At 74.1% G+C, this 22,006-nt stretch carries 14 protein-coding genes; 5 read left to right on the top strand and 9 right to left on the bottom strand.

From position 1 onward, the window contains the following. Positions 1-66 precede the first annotated feature (66 nt). Positions 67-723, top strand: a complete 657-nt coding sequence (locus tag FS793_RS06530; protein WP_144719602.1) for a peptidase M23 — start codon at positions 67-69, stop codon at positions 721-723. A 187-nt stretch (positions 724-910) separates the two neighbouring features. Here FS793_RS06530 and FS793_RS06525 read toward each other — a convergent pair whose 3' ends face one another. Next, positions 911-2,008: a 1-deoxy-D-xylulose-5-phosphate reductoisomerase gene (locus FS793_RS06525; RefSeq protein WP_144719601.1), complete on the bottom strand. Its 1,098-nt coding sequence runs from the start codon at positions 2,006-2,008 to the stop codon at positions 911-913. Beyond that, a complete protein-coding gene (locus FS793_RS06520; RefSeq protein ID WP_144719600.1) occupies positions 2,005-2,514 on the bottom strand; it encodes an OsmC family protein in 510 nt (169 codons plus the stop codon). Before FS793_RS06520 ends, FS793_RS06525 begins: the two co-directional genes overlap by 4 nt. A 59-nt stretch (positions 2,515-2,573) precedes the next feature. Between FS793_RS06520 and FS793_RS06515 the strand changes: the two genes are divergently transcribed. Together FS793_RS06515 and solA are read left to right on the top strand one after the other, a co-directional pair. Next, positions 2,574-3,893, top strand: coding sequence for an aminotransferase class III-fold pyridoxal phosphate-dependent enzyme (locus FS793_RS06515; protein ID WP_186329363.1), 1,320 nt, complete (start codon positions 2,574-2,576; stop codon positions 3,891-3,893). Continuing rightward, a complete protein-coding gene (solA, locus tag FS793_RS06510) occupies positions 3,893-5,023 on the top strand; it encodes an N-methyl-L-tryptophan oxidase (protein WP_144719599.1) in 1,131 nt (376 codons plus the stop codon). Before FS793_RS06515 ends, solA begins: the two co-directional genes overlap by 1 nt. On the opposite strand, the gene FS793_RS06505 is transcribed toward solA, so the two are convergent. The 7 genes from FS793_RS06505 to FS793_RS06475 form a co-directional block, all read right to left on the bottom strand. After that, a complete protein-coding gene (locus FS793_RS06505; protein ID WP_186329362.1) occupies positions 5,020-7,659 on the bottom strand; it encodes an FtsK/SpoIIIE domain-containing protein in 2,640 nt (879 codons plus the stop codon). The genes solA and FS793_RS06505 overlap by 4 nt on opposite strands. Positions 7,660-7,737: 78 nt before the next feature. Then, complete coding sequence (locus FS793_RS06500) at positions 7,738-9,882, bottom strand: transglutaminase-like domain-containing protein (protein ID WP_144719597.1); 2,145 nt, start codon at positions 9,880-9,882, stop codon at positions 7,738-7,740. A gap of 13 nt (positions 9,883-9,895) precedes the next feature. Then, the gene (locus FS793_RS06495) at positions 9,896-11,077 is read right to left on the bottom strand and encodes a DUF58 domain-containing protein (protein ID WP_144719596.1); all 1,182 of its coding nucleotides are present in this window, start codon (positions 11,075-11,077) and stop codon (positions 9,896-9,898) included. Next, positions 11,074-12,036 carry an AAA family ATPase gene (locus FS793_RS06490; RefSeq protein ID WP_144719595.1) on the bottom strand — a complete coding sequence of 321 codons (963 nt, stop codon included), beginning with the start codon at positions 12,034-12,036 and terminating at the stop codon, positions 11,074-11,076. Before FS793_RS06490 ends, FS793_RS06495 begins: the two co-directional genes overlap by 4 nt. Positions 12,037-12,044: 8 nt before the next feature. Then, entirely contained in the window at positions 12,045-17,777 is a 5,733-nt protein-coding gene (locus tag FS793_RS06485) for an Ig-like domain-containing protein (RefSeq protein ID WP_144719594.1), read from the bottom strand. Further along, on the bottom strand, positions 17,774-19,129 hold the full coding sequence (locus tag FS793_RS06480) for a serine/threonine-protein kinase (RefSeq protein ID WP_186329361.1): 1,356 nt from the start codon (positions 19,127-19,129) through the stop codon (positions 17,774-17,776). The genes FS793_RS06485 and FS793_RS06480 overlap by 4 nt, the downstream gene beginning before the upstream one ends. A 2-nt stretch (positions 19,130-19,131) precedes the next feature. Then, positions 19,132-19,962 (bottom strand): PP2C family protein-serine/threonine phosphatase, encoded by an 831-nt coding sequence (locus FS793_RS06475; protein WP_144719592.1) that lies wholly within the window; start codon positions 19,960-19,962, stop codon positions 19,132-19,134. Positions 19,963-20,102: 140 nt separating this feature from the next. Between FS793_RS06475 and FS793_RS06470 the strand changes: the two genes are divergently transcribed. Further along, positions 20,103-20,567, top strand: coding sequence for an Lrp/AsnC family transcriptional regulator (locus tag FS793_RS06470; RefSeq protein ID WP_144719591.1), 465 nt, complete (start codon positions 20,103-20,105; stop codon positions 20,565-20,567). Between the two features lie 12 nt (positions 20,568-20,579). Next, a complete protein-coding gene (locus tag FS793_RS06465) occupies positions 20,580-21,956 on the top strand; it encodes an aspartate aminotransferase family protein (RefSeq protein ID WP_144719590.1) in 1,377 nt (458 codons plus the stop codon). Positions 21,957-22,006 lie beyond the last annotated feature (50 nt).

Below are 22,006 nucleotides of genomic sequence, written 5' to 3'. Positions count from 1 at the left end.
GATGCTGTGGGTCGCGGCACGCATCGGGCATGGCTCGCCCATGGGCTCCGCGCCTACCCTTGCCGGGTGCCCGCATCCACCCGCACCCGCCGCGCGCCCGCGCGTCGTCGGACGCGCGGTGCGCGCCGGCCACGGTCGGCGGCTGCGCGCGCTCGCCTCGCGGCGCAGGATCGGCGTCGCGTCGGCATCGCGACGGGCCTGGTGGCGGCGGCGACGGTCGCGATCATCGTGCTCGCCTGGGTGCTGCAGCCGCGCATCGAGCCGTGGGAGCAGACGGCGACCGTGACGGGCGACGTGCCCTCTGGCGTCGCCGGCTGGGACCGCGAGCAGCTGACGAACGCCGCGATCATCCTGCAGGCGGGCTCGGATCTCGGGCTGTCCGACCGCGACCGCACCATCGCGGTCATGACGGCGATGGGCGAGTCGAGCCTCATCGTCGTCGACTTCGGCGACGACGCCGGCCCCGACTCCCGCGGCCTGTTCCAGCAGCGCACCGGGTGGGGCCCCTACGAGGTGCGGATGGATGCGTACGGCTCGGCCGTGCTGTTCTACCAGGCGCTCGACGACGTCGCGGCGCGCGATGGGATGGCGCCGACGATCGTGGCGCACACCGTGCAGGTGAACCAGGATCCGTACCACTACGAGTCGTACTGGGACGACGCGGTCGCGGTCGTCGCGGCCCTCGACGCGGCGCAGATCGCCGTGGAGGTCGCGCCCGCCTGAGCCGCTCGGCCGGTCGCCCGGGGTGGCGGCCGGAGTCGACTGGTCACTCGTCGTTCCCACGAGCGACCGATCCCCACCACCGGTGACCAGTCGGCTGCGACGAGCGACCAGTCACCACCACGAGCGACCAGTCACCACCACGAGCGACCAGTCACCACCACGAGCGACCAGTCAGGGCGGGCGGCGGTCAGGAGGACGCGGTGGCGGCGATCTGCGCGTCGGCGGTGGCGCGCGCCCAGGACTCGGCGTCGGCGATCGCCTCGAGCGTCGCCGCGGCCGGGTCGTGCGCGTCGAGCACGCGCTCGACGACGACGAGGATGTCGAGGAAGCCGATGCGGCCGTCGAGGAACGCGTGCACCGCCTGCTCGTTCGCCGCGTTGAGCACCGCCGGCGCCGTGCCGCCGCGTCCGGCTGCTGCCCGCGACAGGCGGATGCCCGCGAGGGGGCCGTCGTCGTCGACCGGCTCGAACGTCCAGGTGGATGCGCGCGTCCAGTCGATCGGCGCGACGGCGCCCGGCACGCGCGCGGAGCCGTCGAGGGCGAGCGCGATCGCGAGCGCCATGTCGGGCGGCGAGCACTGGGCGATCGTCGAGCCGTCGACGAACTCGACCATCGAGTGCACGATCGACTGGCGATGCACCGTCACCGCCACGTCGTCGAGCGGCACGCCGAACAGCGCATGCGCCTCGATGACCTCGTGGCCCTTGTTCATGAGCGTCGCCGAGTTCGTCGAGATGACGCGGCCCATCGACCACGTCGGATGCGCGAGCGCGTCCGCGGGCGTCACCGACGCGAGCCGGTCGCGATCCCACCCATGGAAGGGTCCGCCGCTCGCCGTCAGCACGAGGCGCCGCACCTCGTCGGCACGACCTGCCGCGAGGCACTGCGCGATCGCCGAGTGCTCGGAGTCGACCGGCACGATCTGCCCGGGCGCCGCCGCCGCCATGACGAGGTCGCCGCCGACGACGAGCGACTCCTTGTTCGCGAGCCCCAGCGTCGCCCCGGTCGCGAGCGCCGCGAGCGTCGGCGCGAGCCCCGCCGACCCCGTGATGCCGTTCACGACGACGTCGCACGCGACGTCCTCCACGAGGCGCACCGCGTCGTCGGCCCCCAGCGCCGTCGCCGACGCCGGCACGCCCAGCGCGTCGGCCTGCGCCGCCAGGCCGTCGGCATCCGAGCCCGCCGCCAGCCCGACGATCGAGAACCGGTCGGGATGCGCTCGCGCGAGCTCGATCGTCTGCGTGCCGATCGACCCCGTCGACCCGAGCAGCAGGATGCGTCTCACGCGTGCGCGCCGGCGTCGCCGCCGGTCTCCCCCGCCACGAGCACGCCGTCGTGCCAGATCGTCGGCGCGTGCTCGACCGGGAACGCGACCGACGACGCGATGAAGCAGTCCTTCGACGCCTGCAGGTGCGCCTCGAGCGCCACGTCGGCCATGTCGGCGTCGCGCACCGTCACGCGCGGCCGCAGCAGCACGCGCTCGAAGGCGCCGCCCGTGCCCTGCGTCACCATCGTGCCCTCGGCGACGTCGTCGTAGGCCGTCACGACGATGCCGCGCGTGACCGCCTGATGCAGGTACGAGAGCATGTGGCACTGCGCGAGCGCCGCGACGAGCAGCTGCTCGGGGTTGTGGCGCGTGCGATCGCCGCGGAACGTCGGATCGGCGGAGCCGAGGATCTCGGGCAGGCCGTCGACGCGGATGACGTGGTCGCGGGCGTACGAGCGGTATCCCTCGGTGCCGACGTCGCCGGCACCCGTCCACTCCACCCCGACGCGGTACTCATGACGCATGCCACCCAGGCTAGCCAGGCACGCGGGTCGCCCGCCGGGCCGAGCGTAGGATCGAGGGCATGACCGACGTGCTCGCACCCCAGTCCCGCTCCGTCACGACCCCCATCCCGGGTCCGCGCAGCCAGGAGCTGCTCGCGCGCAAGGCGAAGGTGGTGCCGCAGGGCGTGCCGAGCCAGCTGCCCGTCTTCATCGCCGAGGCGCACGACGCGATCATCACCGACGTCGACGGCAACCGCTTCATCGACCTGGGCTGCGGCATCGGCGTCACGACGGTCGGCCACACGAACGACGCCGTCGTCGCCGCCGTGCAGGAGCAGGTCGCGCGGCTGACGCACTCGCTGTTCGGCACGACGCCCTACGAGTCCTACGTGCGCGTCGCCGAGCTGCTCGCCGAGCTGACGCCCGGCGACTTCGAGAAGCGCTCGTTCTTCGTGAACTCGGGCTCGGAGGCCGTCGAGAACGGCGTGAAGATCGCGCGCAAGCACACGCGTCGCCGCGCCGTCGCGGTGCTCGAGCACGGCTACCACGGCCGCACGAACCTCACGATGACGATGAACTTCAAGCCGGCGCCGTACGCGAGCGGCATGGGCCCCCTCGCATCCGACATCTTCCACGCGCCCGGCTCGTACCCGCTGCGCGACGGCCTCGACGGCGCCGCGGCCGCGAAGCGCACGATCTGGTACCTCGAGAAGCACGTGGGCGTCGAGGACCTCGCGTGCCTCGTCGTCGAGCCGATCCAGGGCGAGGGCGGCTTCATCGTGCCCGCCGACGGCTACCTGCCCGCCATGCAGGAGTGGTGCACCGCGAACGGCGTCGTCATGATCGCCGACGAGGTGCAGTCGGGCGTGTGCCGCACCGGCAGGACGTTCGCGTCGGAGCACTTCGGCTGGGTGCCCGACCTCGTGCTGTCGGCCAAGGGCATCGCGGGCGGTCTGCCGCTCGCGGGCGTCACGGGCCGCGCCGACATCATGGACTCGGTGCACACGGGCGGCATCGGCGGCACGTTCGGTGGCAACCCCGTGTCGTGCGCTGCGGCCGTCGCGGTGCTCGAGCAGGTCACGTCGTCGGACCTCAACGGCAAGGCGCAGCGCATCGAGGCCGTGCTGCGGCCCCTGCTCGATGCCCTCGCCGCCAAGCACGACGTCATCGCCGAGGTGCGCGGCCACGGCGCGATGCTCGCGATCGAGCTCGTCGACCCCGCGACGGGCGACCCCGTGCCGTCGGCGCCGATCTCGAAGGCCGCCGGCGAGCAGGGCGTGCTCGTGCTCACCGCGGGCACGGACTACAACGTGCTGCGCTTCCTGCCGAGCCTCGCGATCACCGACGCCCAGCTCGAGGACGCGATCGGCGTCATCGACGAGGCGTTCGCCGCGCTCTGATGCGCGTCGCCGTCATCGGGCTCGGCGCCTGGGGCTCGATGACGGCGTGGCGCCTCGCCGAGGCGGGCGCCGACGTCGTCGGCTACGAGGCGGGCGTCATCGGCCACGATGGCGGATCGTCGCACGGCGCCACGCGGCTCTACCGCCGCCTGTGCGTCGAGCACGCGGGGCTCGTGCCCCTCGCCGAGCGCTCCGCCGCCCTCTGGCGCGAGCTCGAGCGGGTGTCGGGCGAGCCCCTGCTCACCGTGACGGGCGGCGTCTCGATCGGACCGGCGGACTCGGCGCTCGTGCGCGACTCGCTCGCCGTCGCCGCGGCGACCGACGTCGAGCATGCCCTGCTGGATGCGGACGCGATCCGTGCGCGTTGGCCCATGCTGCGCATCGGCGACGATGCCGTCGGCGTCGTCGACCCGGCAGCGGGCATCCTCGCGGCGGAGCCGTCGGTGCTCGCCGCGGCCGCTGCGGCGCGGCACGCCGGCGCGACGCTCCATGAGCGCGCGCGCGTCGACGCCACCGACGCCGCCGACGGCATCGTGCGCGTCGACGGCCGCGAGGAGCGATTCGACCAGGTGGTCGTGACCGCCGGCGCCTGGACCGGCGCACTCGTGCCGGGCCTGGGCGTCACGCCCACGCGCACGCTCGTGACGTGGTTCGCGCCGCGCCCCGGGCAGGAGGCGCAGCACGCGGCCGAGGCGCTCGGCGTCGTCGTCGTGGCGGTCGGCGACGCGTGGATGTGGGGCCACGGCGCGCAGCCGGGCGGTCTCGTGAAGCTCGGCCCGGCCGACGACCCCGCGTTCGTGCCGATCGAGCCCGACGACCTGCTCGGCAGCAGCGACCCCAGGGACGGCGCGCTCGTGTCGAGGCTCGCCGCCACGGCGCTGCCCGGCCTCGACCCGACGCCGACGGATGTGCGGCCCTGCATGTACGGCCGAACGACCGACCACCAGTTCGTCCTCGGGCGCGTCGGCGAGCGGCTCACGGTCGGCGGTGGCTGCAACGGCCACGGGTTCAAGCACGCCGCCGCGATCGGCGAGCACCTCGCCGAGGTCGCGCTGGGCGCCGAGCCGACCGTGCCGCTGCCGTTCGCCGACGCCACGCGCTTCCAGGCAGCCGCGACCGCCACCGCCTAGGCCAGCCGGCTCGCGACGCCGCCGACGAGCACCCAGCGCCGCTCGCCCCGCAGGACCGGCGAGAGCGGCGCCCCGCGCAGCACCTGCCGGGCGATGCGATCGTCGACGCCGAGCACGACGACCGGTCGGTCGACCCGCAGACGGTCGAGGGCGCCCCACGCGGCCTCCCACTCGCCGACGGTGCCGACCGTCACGTCGGCGGGCGCCGCCGGCGTGCCGGTCGCACCGAGACCGCGAGGGACGTCGTCGAGCGTCGCGGCGACGACCGCGAGAGGGCCGGAGGGCATCGCGACGCGCTGCGGCGTACGGGCCACGGCAGACGCGTCGGCGAGGCTCAGCTGCACGCGCTCCCCCGCGACCCAGGCGGCGCCAGGCGGCATCGTGGCGTCGTAGCGGTCCATCGCGCCGCCCGCGAGCGCGTGCTCCTGCCGCGACGCGAGCCGCAGCAGCACGCGCGTGTCGGAGAGCGGCGCGAGCTGCCCCATCGCGGCCGTCGCTCGCCGTGCCGTGAGCGCGACGGCATGGCCGACGCCTGCGCCCTCGCGCATGCGCCGTGCGAGGAGCGCCGCGACCTCGTGCGCGTGCTCGTCGTCGAGCCGGGCGAGCAGCGCGTCGACGTCGTCGATCGCGAGCACGCCGGGTGCGATGGGCTCGTGCACGGCGTCCCACAGCGACTCCTCGTCGCGCACGACGTCGGCGCCCGCGCGCGCGAGCAGGTCGACGAGCGCGCTCTTGCCGCTCGCCGCCGCGCCGAGCGCGAGCAGCGGCCCGTCGACGGCCGGCCGCCACGCGAGCGGGTCGACGCGCTGGCGCGACGGGCGATCCACGAGACCGAGCACGATCCCATCGCCCGACGCGGCGGGCAGCGTCTCGGCGGGGATGCGCGAGGGCAGCGGGTCGCACCACGGCCTGCGCGGTGCCGCGTGCACGTGCGAGTCCGCGACGAGCCGGGCGAGGAGCGCCGGGTCGGCGAGCGCCGACTGCGCGTGCACCGTCGCATGCCCTGCGATGCGCACGACGCAGCGCCCGCGCTCGTCGAGTCGCAGGCGTGCCGCGTCGGGCACGCCGGTGACGGCGATGGCGTCGGCGTCGTCGGGCACGCGCAGCGAGATGCGCACGCCGCAGTTCGCGAGCACGGAGTCGCGCACGGCCTCGGCGGGCCGCTGCGTGCAGAGGATGAGATGCATGCCGAGGCTGCGCCCGCGCGCGGCGACGTCGGCGAAGAGCCGCAGCAGGTCGGGCTGCTCGTGGAGCATCGCCGCGAACTCGTCGACGACGATCACGAGCCGGCCGAGCCCCGTCGCCTCCTCGATCGACCGCACGCCCTGGGCGTGCAGCAGCCGTTCGCGGTGACGGATCTCGGCGCGCAGGCTCTCGATCGCCCGCGTGGCACCGTGCTCGTCGAGGTCGGTCACGACCCCGACGCAGTGCCGCAGCCCGCGCAGCGCCTCGAACGACGCGCCGCCCTTGAAGTCGACGAGCAGCACCGCGAGGTCGGCGGGATCGTGACGGCGCGCGAGCGCCGCGATCCACGCGACGAGCAGCTCGCTCTTGCCGGAGCCCGTCGTGCCGCCCACCACGGCATGCGGGCCGTCGACCGCGAGGTCGATCGCCATGGGATGCGGCGCCGCGAGGAAGGTCGCGGGGAGCACGCCGGGCGCATCCTGCGCGAGGTCCGCGAGCGGCGCGAGCGACGGGAGCGCCGTCGCGCCGCCGATGCCCGCGTGCGCCGCCGCCTCGCCGAGCCGCGCCGCCGCCGCGGCCGCCTCGAACGTCGAGACGAGCTCGGGTGCGCACGTGCGCTCGCGCACGCGCACGACGTCGAGCCGCGCCTCCACGACGACGCGGCAGTCGCGCGGCAGGGAGTCCGCCGTCGGTCGGCTCGCGATCGTGACCTCGAGGTCGTCGCCGAGGATGCGCACGAGCGCGCCGCCGTCGACCACCTGCCGGTCGACGCGATGCGGCACCGCGTCGATCCACGCCCACGTCTCGTCGGCCTCGACGACGACCGCGGCGTCGCGCGGCGACAGCTGCGCGAGCACCTGCAGCGCGAGGCTGCGCACGTGCGCGTCGCCCACCCCTGGGCCCGCGACGACGCCGATGCCGAGCGTGGCGTCGACGACGACCGGCGCGTCGACCTCGGCGGCGTGCGCCCGCAGCGCATCCGCGCGCCGCTGCACGTCGTCGGCCTGGCGGTGCGGGTAGCCGTCGATCGCCGACGACGACGGCACGGCACCGACGCCGAGGACGACCGGCACGGGCTGCCCCGCCGCATGTCGCCAGCGATGGGGATGGTTCGCGGGCGCCTCGGCGCACGCGCGCGCGTCGGGATGCGCGTCGGTGAGCGCGCGCGCCTCGTCGGCATGCGCGGCGCGGATGCCGACGTCGAGCGCATCGCAGTCGCGTGCGAAGCGCGCGGCCTCCCGCCGCCGTGCCCGGCGGCGCTGCATGCGCCCGTCCCCGAGGCTCGCGATGGCGATCACGGGACCGAGCAGGGCGAGCAGCAGCATGCTCGAGACCTGCGTCACGAGCCACAGCGCGCCGGCGCCGACGACGGGCGCGAGGCTCGCCAGCACGGGGAACGACGCGGCGGGCGGCTCGGCGGGCGGCGTGGGCAGCTGGAGGCGATCGGGCACGCAGGCACGATGCCGGGCACCACCGCGCACTCGGAGCATCGCCGCGACGCCCTGTGGACGACGAGCGCCTGTGGAGCCTCAGCGCCCCCGCAGCGACCGCAGCGACAGGCGCGCCCGCAGTCGTTCGAGCCGCGTGCGGTCGCGGTCGAGGCCGTCGACGAGATCGTCGCCGGCCTCCCACGCGGCGTCGGCAGCGGCGTCGTCGGGGTCGAGGCGGCCGAAGAGCGCGCGGTCGATCGCCGCGGCGAAGGCGACCTCGCGGTCGCCGCGGGCCGTCTCGAGTCGCGTCGCGCCCGGTCGCCGATCGCGGCCGCGATCGACCGTGGCGTCGACGAACTCCTTCCACGCGCCCTCGACCCGGTCGGCGCGCGACGACGCGAGCCGTCGTCGTCGGCGACGCAAGAGCTTCGCGCCGAGGACGACGAGCACGGGCGAGGCCACGAGCAGCATGCCGCCGAGCGTCGCCGCGACGATGCCGAGCACGGTGCGCAGCAAGCCGTCCTCGACCGCCTGCGACGGCGGCTGCACGGGATCCGCCGGCTGCTCGCCGCGGTCGACCCCGCCCTCGGGCAGCACGGGTGCGGCGGGCGGCTGCGGCTGCGTCGACGGCTGCGGCGCGGTCGACTCCTCCTCGGGGATGGGGCGCGACTGCGGCGTCACGCCGATCGCGACCCAGCCGTCCTCCTGCGTCGAGACCTCGACCCACGCGTCGAGGTCGCCGGCGACGACCGTCGTCGGCTCGCCGTCGACGATCGTCTGCGGCACGTAGCCCACGACGATGCGCGCCGGGAACCCCAGCTGCTCGGCGAGGAGCGCGGCCGCGACGGCGTACTGCTCGCCGTCGCCCACCATGACGCCGTCGAACAGCTCGGCGATGCGCGCGACCGAGTGGCCGGCCCGCGACGCGGGATCGCCCTCGACGCCGTGCGACAGGTACCCGTCGGCGGCGAGCCCCGCGACGAGCGCCGCGAGCCGCTCGCCGGGCGTCGTCGCATCCTCGGTCCAGCCCGAGAGCCATGCGACGGCGTCGGTGGGCGGCACGACGTCGAGGCGGGGCGCGCCCGCGGGGCTCAGGGTGGCGAGGTCGTCGACGGTCGCCGCGCGCGCGAACGAGACCTCGTACGCATCGCCCGCCTCGATCCCCGCGGTCGCGAGCAGGTCGCCCGTGTCGGCGTCGGCATGCAGCGACGCCTGCAGCACCGCGGCGCGCGCGCCCACGAAGCCCACGGACGCGGGGTCGCCGACGTGCGGGAGCCATGGACCCTCGAGGTCCTGCACCGCGACGCCCAGCACGTCGTCGCCCGTGGGCGGCACGGCCGGCATGCGCACGAACGCCGCGTCGCCGACGCCTGCGACGACGCCGTCGTAGGCGTCGAGCACCGCGACGGTCAGGCGATCGCCCTGCCGCATCCCCGTCGCCACGAGCACCGTGTCGTCCCGTCGGTCGGGGTCGTGGGATGCGCGGAACGCCGAGAGCGGGCTGTCGAGGTCGCTCGTGTCGAGCACGACGGGATCCGTGCGCAGCACGACGCGGTCGCCGACCATCGCGGCACCGCCGACGATGCCGCAGCCGATCGCGGCGGCCGCGACCGTGAGGGAGGCGATCGAGCGGCGCCACAGGGTCGAGAGCGTGCGCGGCGCAGCCCGGCGACGCCGCGCCTGGCGCACGATCGACACGAGCACGACGACGAGCGACATGACGAGCACCGCGTGCAGCACGGGCGACCACGGATCGGCGGTGCCGAAGAGGATGGTCCAGGCGGCGATCGCGACGGGCACGAGCCCCGCGAGCTCGGCACGATGCAGCCGCAGCACGATCGACGACGAGATCGCCGAGCCGACGAGCACGAGCACGAGCGGCGCCACGAGCACGCCGCCGCCGACGCCGACCGGCGGGGCGATCGTGAGGATGTCGCGCCACGACTGCCAGACGGCGGGCACGACGATCCCGTACGCGTCGAACGTCGGCAGGATGCCGGCGAGCGCCTCGGGCGCCGCGAGCGGTGGCGCGACGACGAGGAACGCGGCGACGCCGACGAGGATGAGCCACAGCGCCGGCCAGCGCCGCCACCAGCCGAGCAGGCCGATGCCGGTGCCGACGAGCAGCGCCGTCGCGACGACGGGCACGATGCGCGTCGAGCCGAACAGCGCGCCCATCGGCAGGCAGGCGGCGAGGATCGCGAGCACGCTCGTCGTGAGCGCCGCGAGGCGCCACTGCGTCATGCGAGCACCTCGCTCATGCGAGGGCCTCCGAGCGCAGGCCGCGAGCGAGGTCCTCGAGCAGGCCGACCGTCAGCACCGGCACGCGCGCGAGCCTGCCGACCGACGGCGGTGCGAGCGCGTCGGCCCGCAGCACGATCGGGGCGACGTCGGGCGGCAGCAGGCCGGCGGCCTCGCGCAGCCTGCGCGGCGCCGCCGTGCTGCCGACGACGATCCACGCGACGGACGCCTGCGGCGAGAGCGCGATCGACCGCACGACGTCGACGATGCCGAGCCTGCGGTCGGTCGCGAGGTCCGTGAGGCCGTCGAGCAGCCGGTCGCGCGTGCGGGCGTCGATGGGTGCCGGGTCGAGCCGCCCGGTCGCGGGACTCTCGACGACGCGCACGCGTCGGCGCTCGGCGATCGCGCCGGTCGCGATCGTCGCGACGATCTCGAGCGCGAGCTCGAAGTCGTCGGCGCCGTAGTCCTCGGCCGCCGTCGACACGCACACGAGGGTGTCGCTGCGCTTCGACGGCTCGAACTGCCGCACGAGCAGCTGCCCCGTGCGGGCGGTCGAGCGCCAGTGCACGTGGCGCGGCTCGTCGCCCGGGTGGTAGTCGCGCAGGCTGTGGAAGGCGACGTCGTCGGCCGTCAGCTCGGCCGCCGCCTCGCCCTCGAGGTCCCGCACGAGGCCGGCGGCGACCGCGGGGATGCGGGCGATGCGCGGATGCACGACGAGCTCCGACGCGACCGTGAGCACATGGGTGCGCTCGAGGATGCCGAAGGGATCGGTGCGCAGCACCGTCGCGGGGCCCACGACGACGCGGCCGCGCCTGCGGGTGTCGAGCACGAGGCGCTGCGACGACTCGTCGCCGGCGTCGAGCCTCGGCAGGTCGATGCGGTACGTCACGTCGCCCACGAGCACGTCGATCGCGCGCGGCGCGAAGATGCGGCCCGGTCGACGCACGACGAGCGTCGCGTGGGCGGGCTGTCCGACGGGCACGCGCTCCGCGGAGAGCGCCAGCTGCACGTCGACGTCGCGCTGGCCGACGACCCACGGCAGCGCAGCGAGCACGAGCAGCGCCGCCGCGGAGGCCGCGACGACGAGCTCGATCCAGCCCAGCGCGACGCCGAGGGGGCCGCCGACGATCGCGACGCCCACGAGCGTCCACCCCCAGCCGGTGACGATCGCGGCCCTGCGCCGCAGCCGCTCGATCACGAGCGGTCGCGTCCTCGCGGCGGCGGCGTCGAGAGCATGAGCTGCTGCAGGATCGTCTCCTGCGTGATGCCGTCGAGCTCGGCCTCGGGCTCGAGCACGATGCGGTGCGCGAGCACGGGGATCACGAGCGCCTTGACGTCGTCGGGCGTGACGTAGTCGCGGCCGTCGAGCGCCGCGTACGCGCGGGCCGTGCGCACGAGCGACAGGGCGCCGCGCACGCTGACGCCGAGTCGCACCTCGCCCGACTGGCGGGTCGCATCCACGATGCGCGCGACGTAGTCGGCGACCGCGGCGTCGACGTGCACCGTCGAGACGACGCGGATGAGCTCGAGGAGCCGCGCCGTGTCGACGACCGGCGCGAGCGTGCCGGGGTCGACGGGATCGGCCGAGCCCTCGAGGATGCGCAACGTCGACGCGTGGTCGGGGTAGCCGATCGAGGTGCGCAGCGCGAAGCGGTCGAGCTGCGCCTCGGGCAGGCGGTACGTGCCCGACTGCTCGATGGGGTTCTGCGTCGCGACGACCATGAACGGCGTCGGCACGGCGTTGGGCTTGCCGTCGATCGTGACGCGACCCTCCTGCATCACCTCGAGCATCGCCGACTGCGTCTTCGGGCTCGCACGGTTGATCTCGTCGGCGAGCACGATGTTCGCGAAGACCGGGCCGTCGTGGAACGTGAAGCGACCGGTCGACTGATCCCAGATGCTGACGCCCGTGATGTCGCCGGGCAGCAGGTCCGGCGTGAACTGGATGCGCGACGCCGACCCGTCGATGCACGCGGCGAGCGCACGGGCGAGCGACGTCTTGCCCGTGCCGGGATTGTCCTCGACGAGCAGGTGGCCGCCCGAGAGCATCGCGGCGAGCGCGAGCCGCACGACGTGGCTCTTGCCGACGAGCACGGGCTCGATGGCCTCGGCCATGCGGTCGCCGAGCTCGCGGATGGCGGTCACGTCGTCGGTCATCGGTGCTCCTAGATGCCGCAGCCGGCGGCTGGCGATGGTTGCAGGTTCCTGCCGCGGATCGAATCCACGAGACCCGACGTTACCTCGCCGACGAGCTGCACCGAGGTCGCCTGGGCTGGCACGACGATCTCCTGTCCGGTCCCGGCCGTGACCTCGCGAGTCGAGCCGTCGGACATGGTGAAGATGGCGACGAGGCGGTTCGTTGCATTGGCGTTCTGGGGCGGCTGCGCTCTCAACGGCTCGCTCCAGCGGCACTCGAGAGGCATGGTGAACACCGCCGCGAAGGTGATGGGCGTGAATGTGCCGACTCGCTGGGGCTGACTGCACGCCACAAGCGTCTGGCCGGGCGAGCATTGCCGGATGTCGACGACGTAGTCCCGTCCGTACTGGAGTCCGGCGGGGACCAGCCGATCACCGACCGTCACAGGCGTCCAAGCACCTCCGACACCGGGACCCTGCACCCTGACCTCCATGGAGGTCCCCGAGTCCGGGGTGACGCGCGTCACAAGCATGTCGCGCGCATCTCGAGGGGCGGCCTCAGTGCCATCGTCCAACGTGACTTGGACATCCGAAGCCGCAGGTGCCTCGGGAAGAACCGGCGCACTCAGGGAGACGCTGCAGAAGTAGCCGTTGTCGGCGATCACGACGACCTGACCCCGCCCGCCCGACGGCATCACCTTCGAGCCGGACGTCGTCGCCTGTCCCGCGGGCGTGCCGTTGGCGTTGGACGAACATGTCGGGGCTGGCGCCCCCGCCTGGATGACGTCGAGTCGGTAGCGAAGCTCTGCGCCGCCTGACGCCGGCGCTGTCCAGACGACGGAAGCGGTTCGACTCGCCTCGTCGTAGCCCGTGAGCAGCACCGTCGTCTGGCCGGGCGGGCCGACGGCGGTGAAGTCGAGCGGCGTCGAGTAGCGCCAGGCGGCGTCGGCGACGCCGGCGTCGTTCGTCGCCGCCACGTCGACGCGGTACGCCTGTCCGGGCTGCAGGCCCGACACCGTCGACTCGCGGGCGTTCGCGTCGAGCCGCTGCACGACGTCGACGCCCGGGCCCTGCACGCGCACGAGGTAGCCCGTGATCCCCGTCGCGCCCGCGGGCACCGTCCCAGCCTGCCAGCGCACGATCGACGTGCCCGCCGTCGTGGTGGGCGATGCCGACACGCCCGTCACGGGCGCGGGGAGGCGGTCGGCATGCATGGGCTCCGACGGCGACGACGGCTCGCTCGTGCCCACGGCGTTGCGGGCGACGACCTGCAGGCGCACGTCGACGCCGACCGGCAGGTCGTCCAGCGTGCACGTCGTCGCCGGGCCGCAGTCGTGCCGGTAGCCGCCGGGACCGAGCAGCGTGTAGCCCGTGATGGGGCTGTTCCCGTCGCCGGGCGGCGTGATGCGCACGACGAGGCCGCCGTCGACGTGCACGTCCGTCGCCTGCTGCGGCGGCGCCGGCCGATCGGGCACGTCGTGCACCACGATCGTGAGGGTGCTCCAGACCGCGCGGCGCGGATCGCCGGTCTCGTCGAGCACCTGGTATCGCACGGTCGTCGTGCCGACCTGCGCGAGGTCCGACGCCTGGACGGTGACGGTGCTGGTACCGGGGTCACGCTGCAGCGACACCCCGAGCGGCACGCCCGACTGGTCGATGGCGGAGAGCACGAGCGGCGTCTCGGGGAACGGGTTCGTCGCCTCGTCGTTCGCGAGCACGTCGATGCTCGCGGCCCCGCCGCGAATCACCTCGAGGCGATCGGGCTGCGGCTGGGCGAGCGGCCTCGTCGACGAGATGGTCACGAGTCGCAGCACGCCGGGCACCCCCTCGCCGTTCGGCCCGGACACCGCCACCTCGAGGTCGCCGACGGCGCCGATGGCGGCGCCCGTCGCCTCGACCGTGAGCACGGAGCCGACGACGGATGCCGTGAACCCCTCGGGCACGGGACCGAGCGACCACGTGAACTCGGCGACGGCCGTCGGATCGGGTGCCGTCGTGATGCGCGTGAGGTCGAGCTGTCGTGACCCGCTCTGCTCGAGCTGCAGCGTCGTGCCGAGCACGCGACCGGGCAGCCCCTCCCCCGGCTCGACCGTGATGGGCAGCACGATGGGCGCCACGCGTCCCTCGGGGTCGTTCGGCGAGTCGCCGTCGGTCACCTCGAAGGCGATGCTCGCGAAGCCGAAGAAGCCGGGCGCCGACGTGAACCGCAGCGTCTGCGAGTCGACGACGGGCTGGCCGTCGTCGGAGTGCTCGGCGCGCACGTTCGACGCGTCGGTGAGCATGACGGGGTCGCCGTCGACCGCCACGACGTAGTCGTCGATGTCGATCTCGATCGTCTCGCCGGATGCCACGACGATCGGTGGCGCGTCGGGCCGCAGCTGCGGGAGCGCATCCTCCGTGCCGGGCACGACGACGAGCGCCGAGGCCGACGCTCCCGTGTCGGCGCGCGTCACGGTGTACGGCACCACGCGGGTCCGCGGTCCGACGTCGATGCGGATGCTGCCGTCGGCGGCGAGCGTCGTGCCCGCCACGTCGAGCGGCAGCGTGATCTCGAGCTCGTCGATGGCGCCGTCGGCGACCGTGACGGCGTCCATGGGGTCGATCGCGATCTCCTCGCGATCGAGGATCGACGTCACGGGCACGCGCACGTCCTGCGCACGAGGCGCGGGCGGCTCGGCCTCGGGGTCCACGACGACGCGCAGCCAGCCGACGGCCTGCGCGCCGCGCGACGACTCGATCGTCACGACGACGCCGAACTCCCCCTCCTCGGCACCCGCCGTCACGAGCACCTCGCCGTCCTCGACGCGGGCCTGGATCGCGCCCTGCGCGTCGGCGCCGACGACGTCGAGCGCGAGCCCGGCCGGATCGAGGTCGTTGGCGAGCACGTCGACCGTCTGGGTCGTGTCCGGCTGCATCGCGACGACGTCGGGCTCCGCGATCGGCGGCGCGACGGCGCCGTCCGGCGCCGCGACGCCGATGCGCACGGTGCCCTGCGCCTGCGCGCCGAGGTCGTCGGCCACGACGTACGCCAGCGTCTCGGTGCCGGCCGAGTAGCCGCCGGCCTCGTAGCGCAGCGTGCCGCCGTCGACGATCGTGACGCTGCCGAGGCTCGCGGGCGTCGCGAGGCCCACGAGCGAGACGCCGTCGCCGTTGGGGTCGGCGGTCGTGAGATCGATGGGGATGTCGACGGTCTCGCCCGCGACGACGCGCGCGTCGACGGTGGGCGGCGACGGTGCGACGTTCGTCGCCGCGTCGGAGTCCGCCACGACGATGCGCACGGTCGCGAACGCGCTCTGCCCGTCGGGGCCGCGGATCTCGTACGTCACCGAGACCTCGCCGGGCTCGTCGGGCGCGACGTAGCGCAGCCGGTCGCCGTCGACGAACGCGAGGCCCGCCGCCGCGGGCTCGAGCAGGCTCGGCACGAGGGCGAGCTCGGCGCCGTCGGGGTGCTCGTCGTTCGCGAGCACCGGCACGTCGACGGCACCGCCCGGTCGCACGCGCACGGCGTCGTCGCGCGCGATGGGCGCCTGCATGGCGGCGTCGCGCTCGACGATCTCGATCGTGCCCTCCGCCGACGAGACGCCGTTCGAGATGCCGTAGCGGACGGTGGCTCCGTCCGCCAGCGGACCCGCGAGCTCGATGCGCACGCGGTCCTGGTCGACGACGTCGACCCGCACGGCATCGGAGTCGGTGCGCGCACCCGTCACGACGAGCACGCCGCCGGCCGGATCGACGTCGAGGTCGGCGACCGGCACCTCGATCACGCCGCCGGCGAGCACGCCCACGGCGTGCTGCGTCGGCTGCGGGGGCGTCGACGCGTCGACGGCGGGCAGCGCCTGCACGCGCACCTGGCCCGTCGCCGTCTCGGCGCCGTCGCTCACGACGTACGTGAACGTCGTCGTGCCCACGGCGTCAGGCGTCACCCCGATCGTGTCGTCGACGTAGCTCGCCACGACGACGCCGGCGGGGCCGTTGACGTTGTGCAGCGCGAGCGAGGCGCCTCCTCGGGCCGAGAGCAGCGGCTCGAGCGTCGTCGTCTGCCCCACGCGCGTCGTCGCGGTGACGGTGCCCGCGACGAGCGGCGGCGTCTCGACCGGCACGAGGCCGATCGTGCCGCGCACGGTCGTCGTGCCGTCGGAGACGGCGATCGCCAGGTCGCGCACCGTGCCGGCGCCGCCGTCGGTGATCTCGATGCGACCGTCTGCCCGGAAGCGCACGAGGTCGCCGGCGTCGCTCGACGCGTCGACGAGCACGAGCGCGTCCCCGTCGGGGTCGATCCAGTGGTCGAACGCGTTGGCGACGACCGTCTCGCCCGGGGCGATCTCGACCTGCACGGCGCGCTGCGGCGCGGGCGGGCCGTCCTCCTCGGGCGAGCGCACCGCGACGGTGGCCGTCGCGACGTCCTCGCCGCCCGCGCCGTCGGAGATGCGGTAGGTCAGCACGATCTCGCCCGTCGCGTCGGCGGGCAGGGCGAGGCGGATGCTGCGACCGTCGGGAGCGATGGATGCCGCGGGATCGCCCTGCACGTCGACGACCGTGAGCGTGTCGCCGTTCGGGTCGACGTCGTTCTCGAGCACGGGCAGCAGCACGACGCGACCGGGTCGCGCCCCGAGCTCGTCGTCGGTCGCCGTCGGCGGCAGCTGCTCGGGCTCGTCGGCACCGGCGCCGGGATCCTCGGGCTCCTCGCCGCCGGGCGCGACCTCGGGCGGCGTCGGCAGCGACCAGTCGTCGACGAGCGCGCCATCGCGCGTGATCGTCCACGCGTCGCCCGACGACGCGTCGGCGAGCACGACGGCGTCGCCGCGGGCTGCGAGCTGCAGCTGCGCGCCCGAGGCGACGCCCTGCAGGTCGAGCGCGACGTCGTCGGCGCCGCAGCCGCGCCACGCCATCCCCGACGACCATGCGCCGAACGCGCAGCCGTCGCGCACGAGCGGGCGCGTCGGCGTGCCCGAGACCCCCGAGACGAGGCTCTCGACGGTCTCGACGCCCAGCTCGCGCGACTCGATGCCCTGCTCGGTGGCGACCAGCACGCGACCGGAGGCGGGCCCGGGCAGCTGCAGCGCAGCGACCTCCGACTCCAGGCGCGTCTGCCAGCCGCTGCTCGAGAGCACGTTCGACGTCGTGTCGAGCAGCACCCAGCGCGAGCCGACCGCCGTGAGCTGCAGGCTCGGCTGGTCGGGCGACATCGGCGCCTCCGACGACGCCGTCGTCTCCCCGGTCGCGACGTCGATCTCGAGCACGCGTCCGAGACCGGGCGAGGCCGCGAACAGCACGGTCGACGTCAGCGCGGCGACGGCGCCGCGGCCCAGCTGCACGACGGGCTCCCCGAGCTCCTCGCCGCCGCGCACGGCATCGACGTCGGTCACCCACACGTCGCCGCTCGACGGCGAGACGATCGACACCGCGGAGCCGGCGAGCTGGACGTCCGACCCGGCGGGGACGAGCACCGCGGGTCCGCGCTCGAGCGTCGAGGGGTCGATCGCGCGCACGACGCTCGCGGCGCGGTCGACCACGAGCACGCCGGCGGAGCCCTGCACGACCTCGCTCGCGGCGCCGCCCGGCGCGACGATCGACTCGAGCTGGTCGGTCTGGGTGTTCACGACGCCGACGAGGTCGGCGGATGCGTTCGCCACCCACACGCTCGACGCGTCGAGCTCGGGGTCGAGGGCCGCGTTGCCCTGCCAGAGCGTCGCTGCGGTCACGACGGCGATGGCGAGCGCGCCTCCCAGCGCGATGCCACCGATCCGCGTCCCCCTGCTCACGGCACCTCCGCGCACGCCTCCGCGCCGTCGCCGGAGCGGCCGTCGCGGTTCACGGAGACCGTGACGCACAGCTCCTCGCCGCTGGCGCCCGAGAGGCGGAACGTCGTCGCGCGCTGGATCACGGCGTCGCCCGCCGCGGTCGTCACGAGGTACGAGTCGGCGTCGACGAGGCCCGGATCGCTCCACGTGAACGCGACGCCGCCGTCGACGGGCTCGGCCAGCACCTCCTCGACGACGGGGATCGCACCCTGGATCGTCGTGACGGCGACCGCGACGACCGCGACGGCGCCGAGCACGACGGCCGTCGCGGCGCCGACGAGCACCGACACGAGGCCCTTGCGGCTCGGGGGCGTCGCAGCCTGCGTCGACGACGAGATGTCGATCTGCTGCGCACCGCGCATCGGCGCGCGCCGTCGCGCCGCGCGCACGCGCACCGGCAGCTCGTCGACCGGCTCGTCGACGCCGGTGTCGAGGTCGCGCGACCACGGTCGCTCCTGCAGGTCGATCGGCGTCACCGGCACGCCCATCTCCTCCTGCACCGCCTGCAGGTCCTCGACCATCGGCAGGATCGCGAGGTAGCGGTCGGCGGGATCCTTCGCGAGCGCCTTCCGCACGATCGTCGTGAGCGTGCGCGGCGCATCGACGTCGAAGGCCTGGATGTCGTGGGCGAGGATGCGGGCCGAGAGCTCGTCGGTGCCGTTGCGGCCGCCGCGGATCTCGGCGGGGCTGCGACCGGCGACGAGCGAGTACAGCGTCGCGCCGAACGACCACACCTCGCTCGCGATCGTGCCGGCCGTCTCGTCGCGCAGCACCTCGGGCGCCGACCACGGCACCGAGACGCCCGCCGCCTCGTGGTCGCCGAGGTGCATGTTCGCGGCGATCCCGAAGTCCGACAGCACGGGATGCCCGAACGCGGTCGTGAGGATGTTGGCGGGCTTGATGTCGCGGTGGAGCGTGCCGGCGCGATGCGCCGTCTCGAGCGCACCGCCGACGCGCACCATGATCTCGAGCGCCTCGTCGAGCTCGAGCGGTCGCTGGCGGAAGCGGTCGCCGATCTCCGTCGAGCACAGCTCCATGACGAGGTACGGACGGCCATCGCTCGACACGCTCGCCGAGTACACCGTGAGGATCGAGGGATGCGCGCTCAGGCGCCCCATGAGGTTCACCTCGGAGCGGAAGGCGCTGCGCACGCGATCGTCGACGAGGTCGGCGTGCATGACCTTCACCGCGACGGGTCGACGCGGCAGGTTCTGCTCGTACAGGAAGACGTCGGCGAACCCGCCCTTGCCGAGGATGTGGACGTGCGTGAACCCAGGCAGCACCGGAGGTGACGACGGCAGCCTGGCGGCCACGGTCAGTCCTCGCGCAGCGTCGCCCGAGGCACGGTGCGGTCGACGTCCTCGACCTCGGGTGCGCGGAGCACGTCGACGACGACGACGGTCACGTTGTCGCGACCGCCCGAGTCGAGCGCGGCGTCGATGAGCGCCTCGCATGCGGCGAGCGGCTCCTCGTGCTCGCCGAGGATGCGCTCGATGTCGACGTCGTGGATCTCCTTCGTGAGCCCGTCGGAGCACACGAGCAGTCGCAGCCTCGGCATGATGGGCAGCAGGAAGTAGTCGGGCACGGGGTCGGAGTTGAAGCCGACGGCGCGCGTGACGACGTTGGCCTCGGGGTGCGACTCCGCCTCGTCCTCCGCGAGCAGGCCCGCGTCGACGAGCTCCTGCACGACCGAGTGGTCGACGGTGATGCGGGTGAGGCGCTCGCCGAGCATCGCGTACGTGCGCGAGTCGCCGACGTTGAAGATCGCGAAGTAGGGCTCGCCGTCGTGCTCGGCGAACGCGCAGCCCGTGACGGTCGTGCCCGTGCCGGCGTCGCCGTCGCCTGCGAGGCGCGCGATGTCGGCGGTGGCCTCGCGCAGCGCCTCGACGACGTCGGAGGGCTCGACGCGGTCGCGGCCGCCCAGCTCGCCGAGGCGCTCCACGACGACGCGGCTGGCGATGTCGCCGTGGCTGTGTCCACCCATGCCGTCTGCGATGGCGAAGACGGGCGGCTGCGTCACGAGGCTGTCCTCGTTGTGCGCGCGGCGCAGGCCGACGTCGGTCGTGCCGGCCCAGCGCACCTGGAACGTCTGGCTCGCCGGCCCCTGGCCCGTGTGCTCGCCGACAGGCGCTCCGATGTGCGTCACACGCACCAGTCTCCCAGATGCGCGCGACCGTCGTGCACGTCGCGCCCCCGGCGTGCCTCACGACGAAATCCGTCATGCACGACGATGCAAGACGACGGAATCCCTTGCGGCGGGCCGTGCGATCGGTCAGGATCGCATGCATGTCCGATCGAAGAAGCCCTGCGCTCGACGATGTGTCGAAGGCCATCATCGAGCGGCTCCAGCGCGACGGCCGCAGGTCGTACGCCGACATCGGCCGCGAGGTCGGCCTCAGCGAGGCCGCCGTGCGCCAGCGCGTGCAGCGCCTCACCGAGTCGGGCGTCATGCAGATCGTCGCCGTCACCGACCCGCTGCAGCTCGGCTTCCGCCGTCAGGCGATGGTCGGCATCCGCGTGCAGGGGGACACCGTCAAGGTGGCCGAGCGCCTCGCGGAGCTGCCTCAGATCGACTACGTCGTGATGACGGCGGGCACGTTCGACGTCATCGCCGAGGTCGTGTGCGAGGACGACGACGCGCTCATCGAGCTGCTGAACACCGAGGTGCGCACCATCGAGGGCGTCGCCGCGACCGAGACGTTCCTGTACATGCGACTGGTCGAGCAGCGCTACGACTGGGGCACCCGCTAGGAGGGCATGATCATGACCGAGCTGAACGACCTGCAGGCCAAGGCCGCCGACCATCTGTGGATGCACTTCGCGCGCCAGTCGGCGCTCGAGGCAGGGCAGACGCCCATCATCGTCAAGGGCTCCGGCCACCACATCTACGACGACGCCGGCAAGCAGTACATCGACGGCCTCGCGGGCCTCTTCGTCGTCGCCGCGGGCCACGGTCGCGAGTCGCTCGCGGAGGCCGCGGCGCGCCAGGCGAAGGAGCTCGCGTTCTTCCCGCTGTGGTCGTACGCGCATCCGCCGGCCATCGAGCTCGCCGACCGCATCGCGTCGTACGCGCCCGGCTCGCTGAACCACGTCTTCTTCTCGTCGGGCGGCGGCGAGGCCGTCGAGACGGCGTTCAAGCTCGCGAAGCAGTTCTGGAAGATCCAGGGCAAGCCCATGAAGCACAAGGTCATCTCGCGCGCCGTCGCCTATCACGGCACGCCGCAGGGCGCCCTGGCCATCACGGGCATCCCCTCGCTCAAGCAGATGTTCGAGCCGCTCGTGCCCGGCGGCTTCCGGGTGCCCAACACGAACCGGTACCGCGCCGAGGAGTCGGGCTTCACCGGCACGACCGACGAGGAGTTCGGCATCTGGGCCGCCGACCGCATCGAGGAGATGATCGAGTTCGAGGGCGCCGACACCGTCGCCGCCGTGTTCCTCGAGCCCGTGCAGAACGCCGGCGGCTGCTTCCCGCCCCCGCCCGGCTACTTCCAGCGCGTGCGCGAGATCTGCGACCGGCACGACGTGCTGCTCGTGAGCGACGAGGTCATCTGCGCGTTCGGCCGCATCGGTCACATGTTCGCGTGCGACGCCTACGGCTACGAGCCCGACATGATCACGTTCGCGAAGGCCGTGACGAGCGGCTACGCGCCGCTCGGCGGCACGGTCGTGAACGACCGCGTGTACGAGCCGTTCCGCGAGGGCGACGCCATGTTCAGCCACGGCTACACGTTCGGCGGCCACCCGGTCTCGACGGCGGTCGCGAACGCGAACCTCGACCTCTTCGAGGACGAGGGGCTGCTCGAGCGCGTGCGCACGAACTCCCCGCTGTTCCGCGCGTCGCTCGAGTCGCTGCTCGACCTCGACATCGTCGGCGACGTGCGCGGCGACGGGTACTTCTTCGGCATCGAGCTCGTGAAGGACAAGGGCACGAAGGAGTCGTTCGACGGGCCCGAGTCCGAGCGCCTGCTGCGGGGATTCCTGTCGAAGGAGCTGTGGGAGGCGGGGCTCTACTGCCGCGCCGACGACCGCGGCGACCCCGTCATCCAGCTGTCGCCCCCGCTCACGATCGGCGAGCCCGAGTTCGCCGAGATCACGGGCATCCTGCGCGACGTGCTCACGCGTGCGCAGGCGCAGCTCTAGCTCGTGCTGACGAGACCCGAGCTGCACGGCACGGTCGGCGCCGTCGCGTC

Origin of the sequence: Agrococcus jejuensis (assembly GCF_007679035.1) — a bacterium.
GTDB lineage: Bacteria > Actinomycetota > Actinomycetes > Actinomycetales > Microbacteriaceae > Agrococcus > Agrococcus jejuensis_A.
Note: the sequence above shows the minus strand (reverse complement) of the source record. Positions and strands in the feature narration are given on the sequence as shown.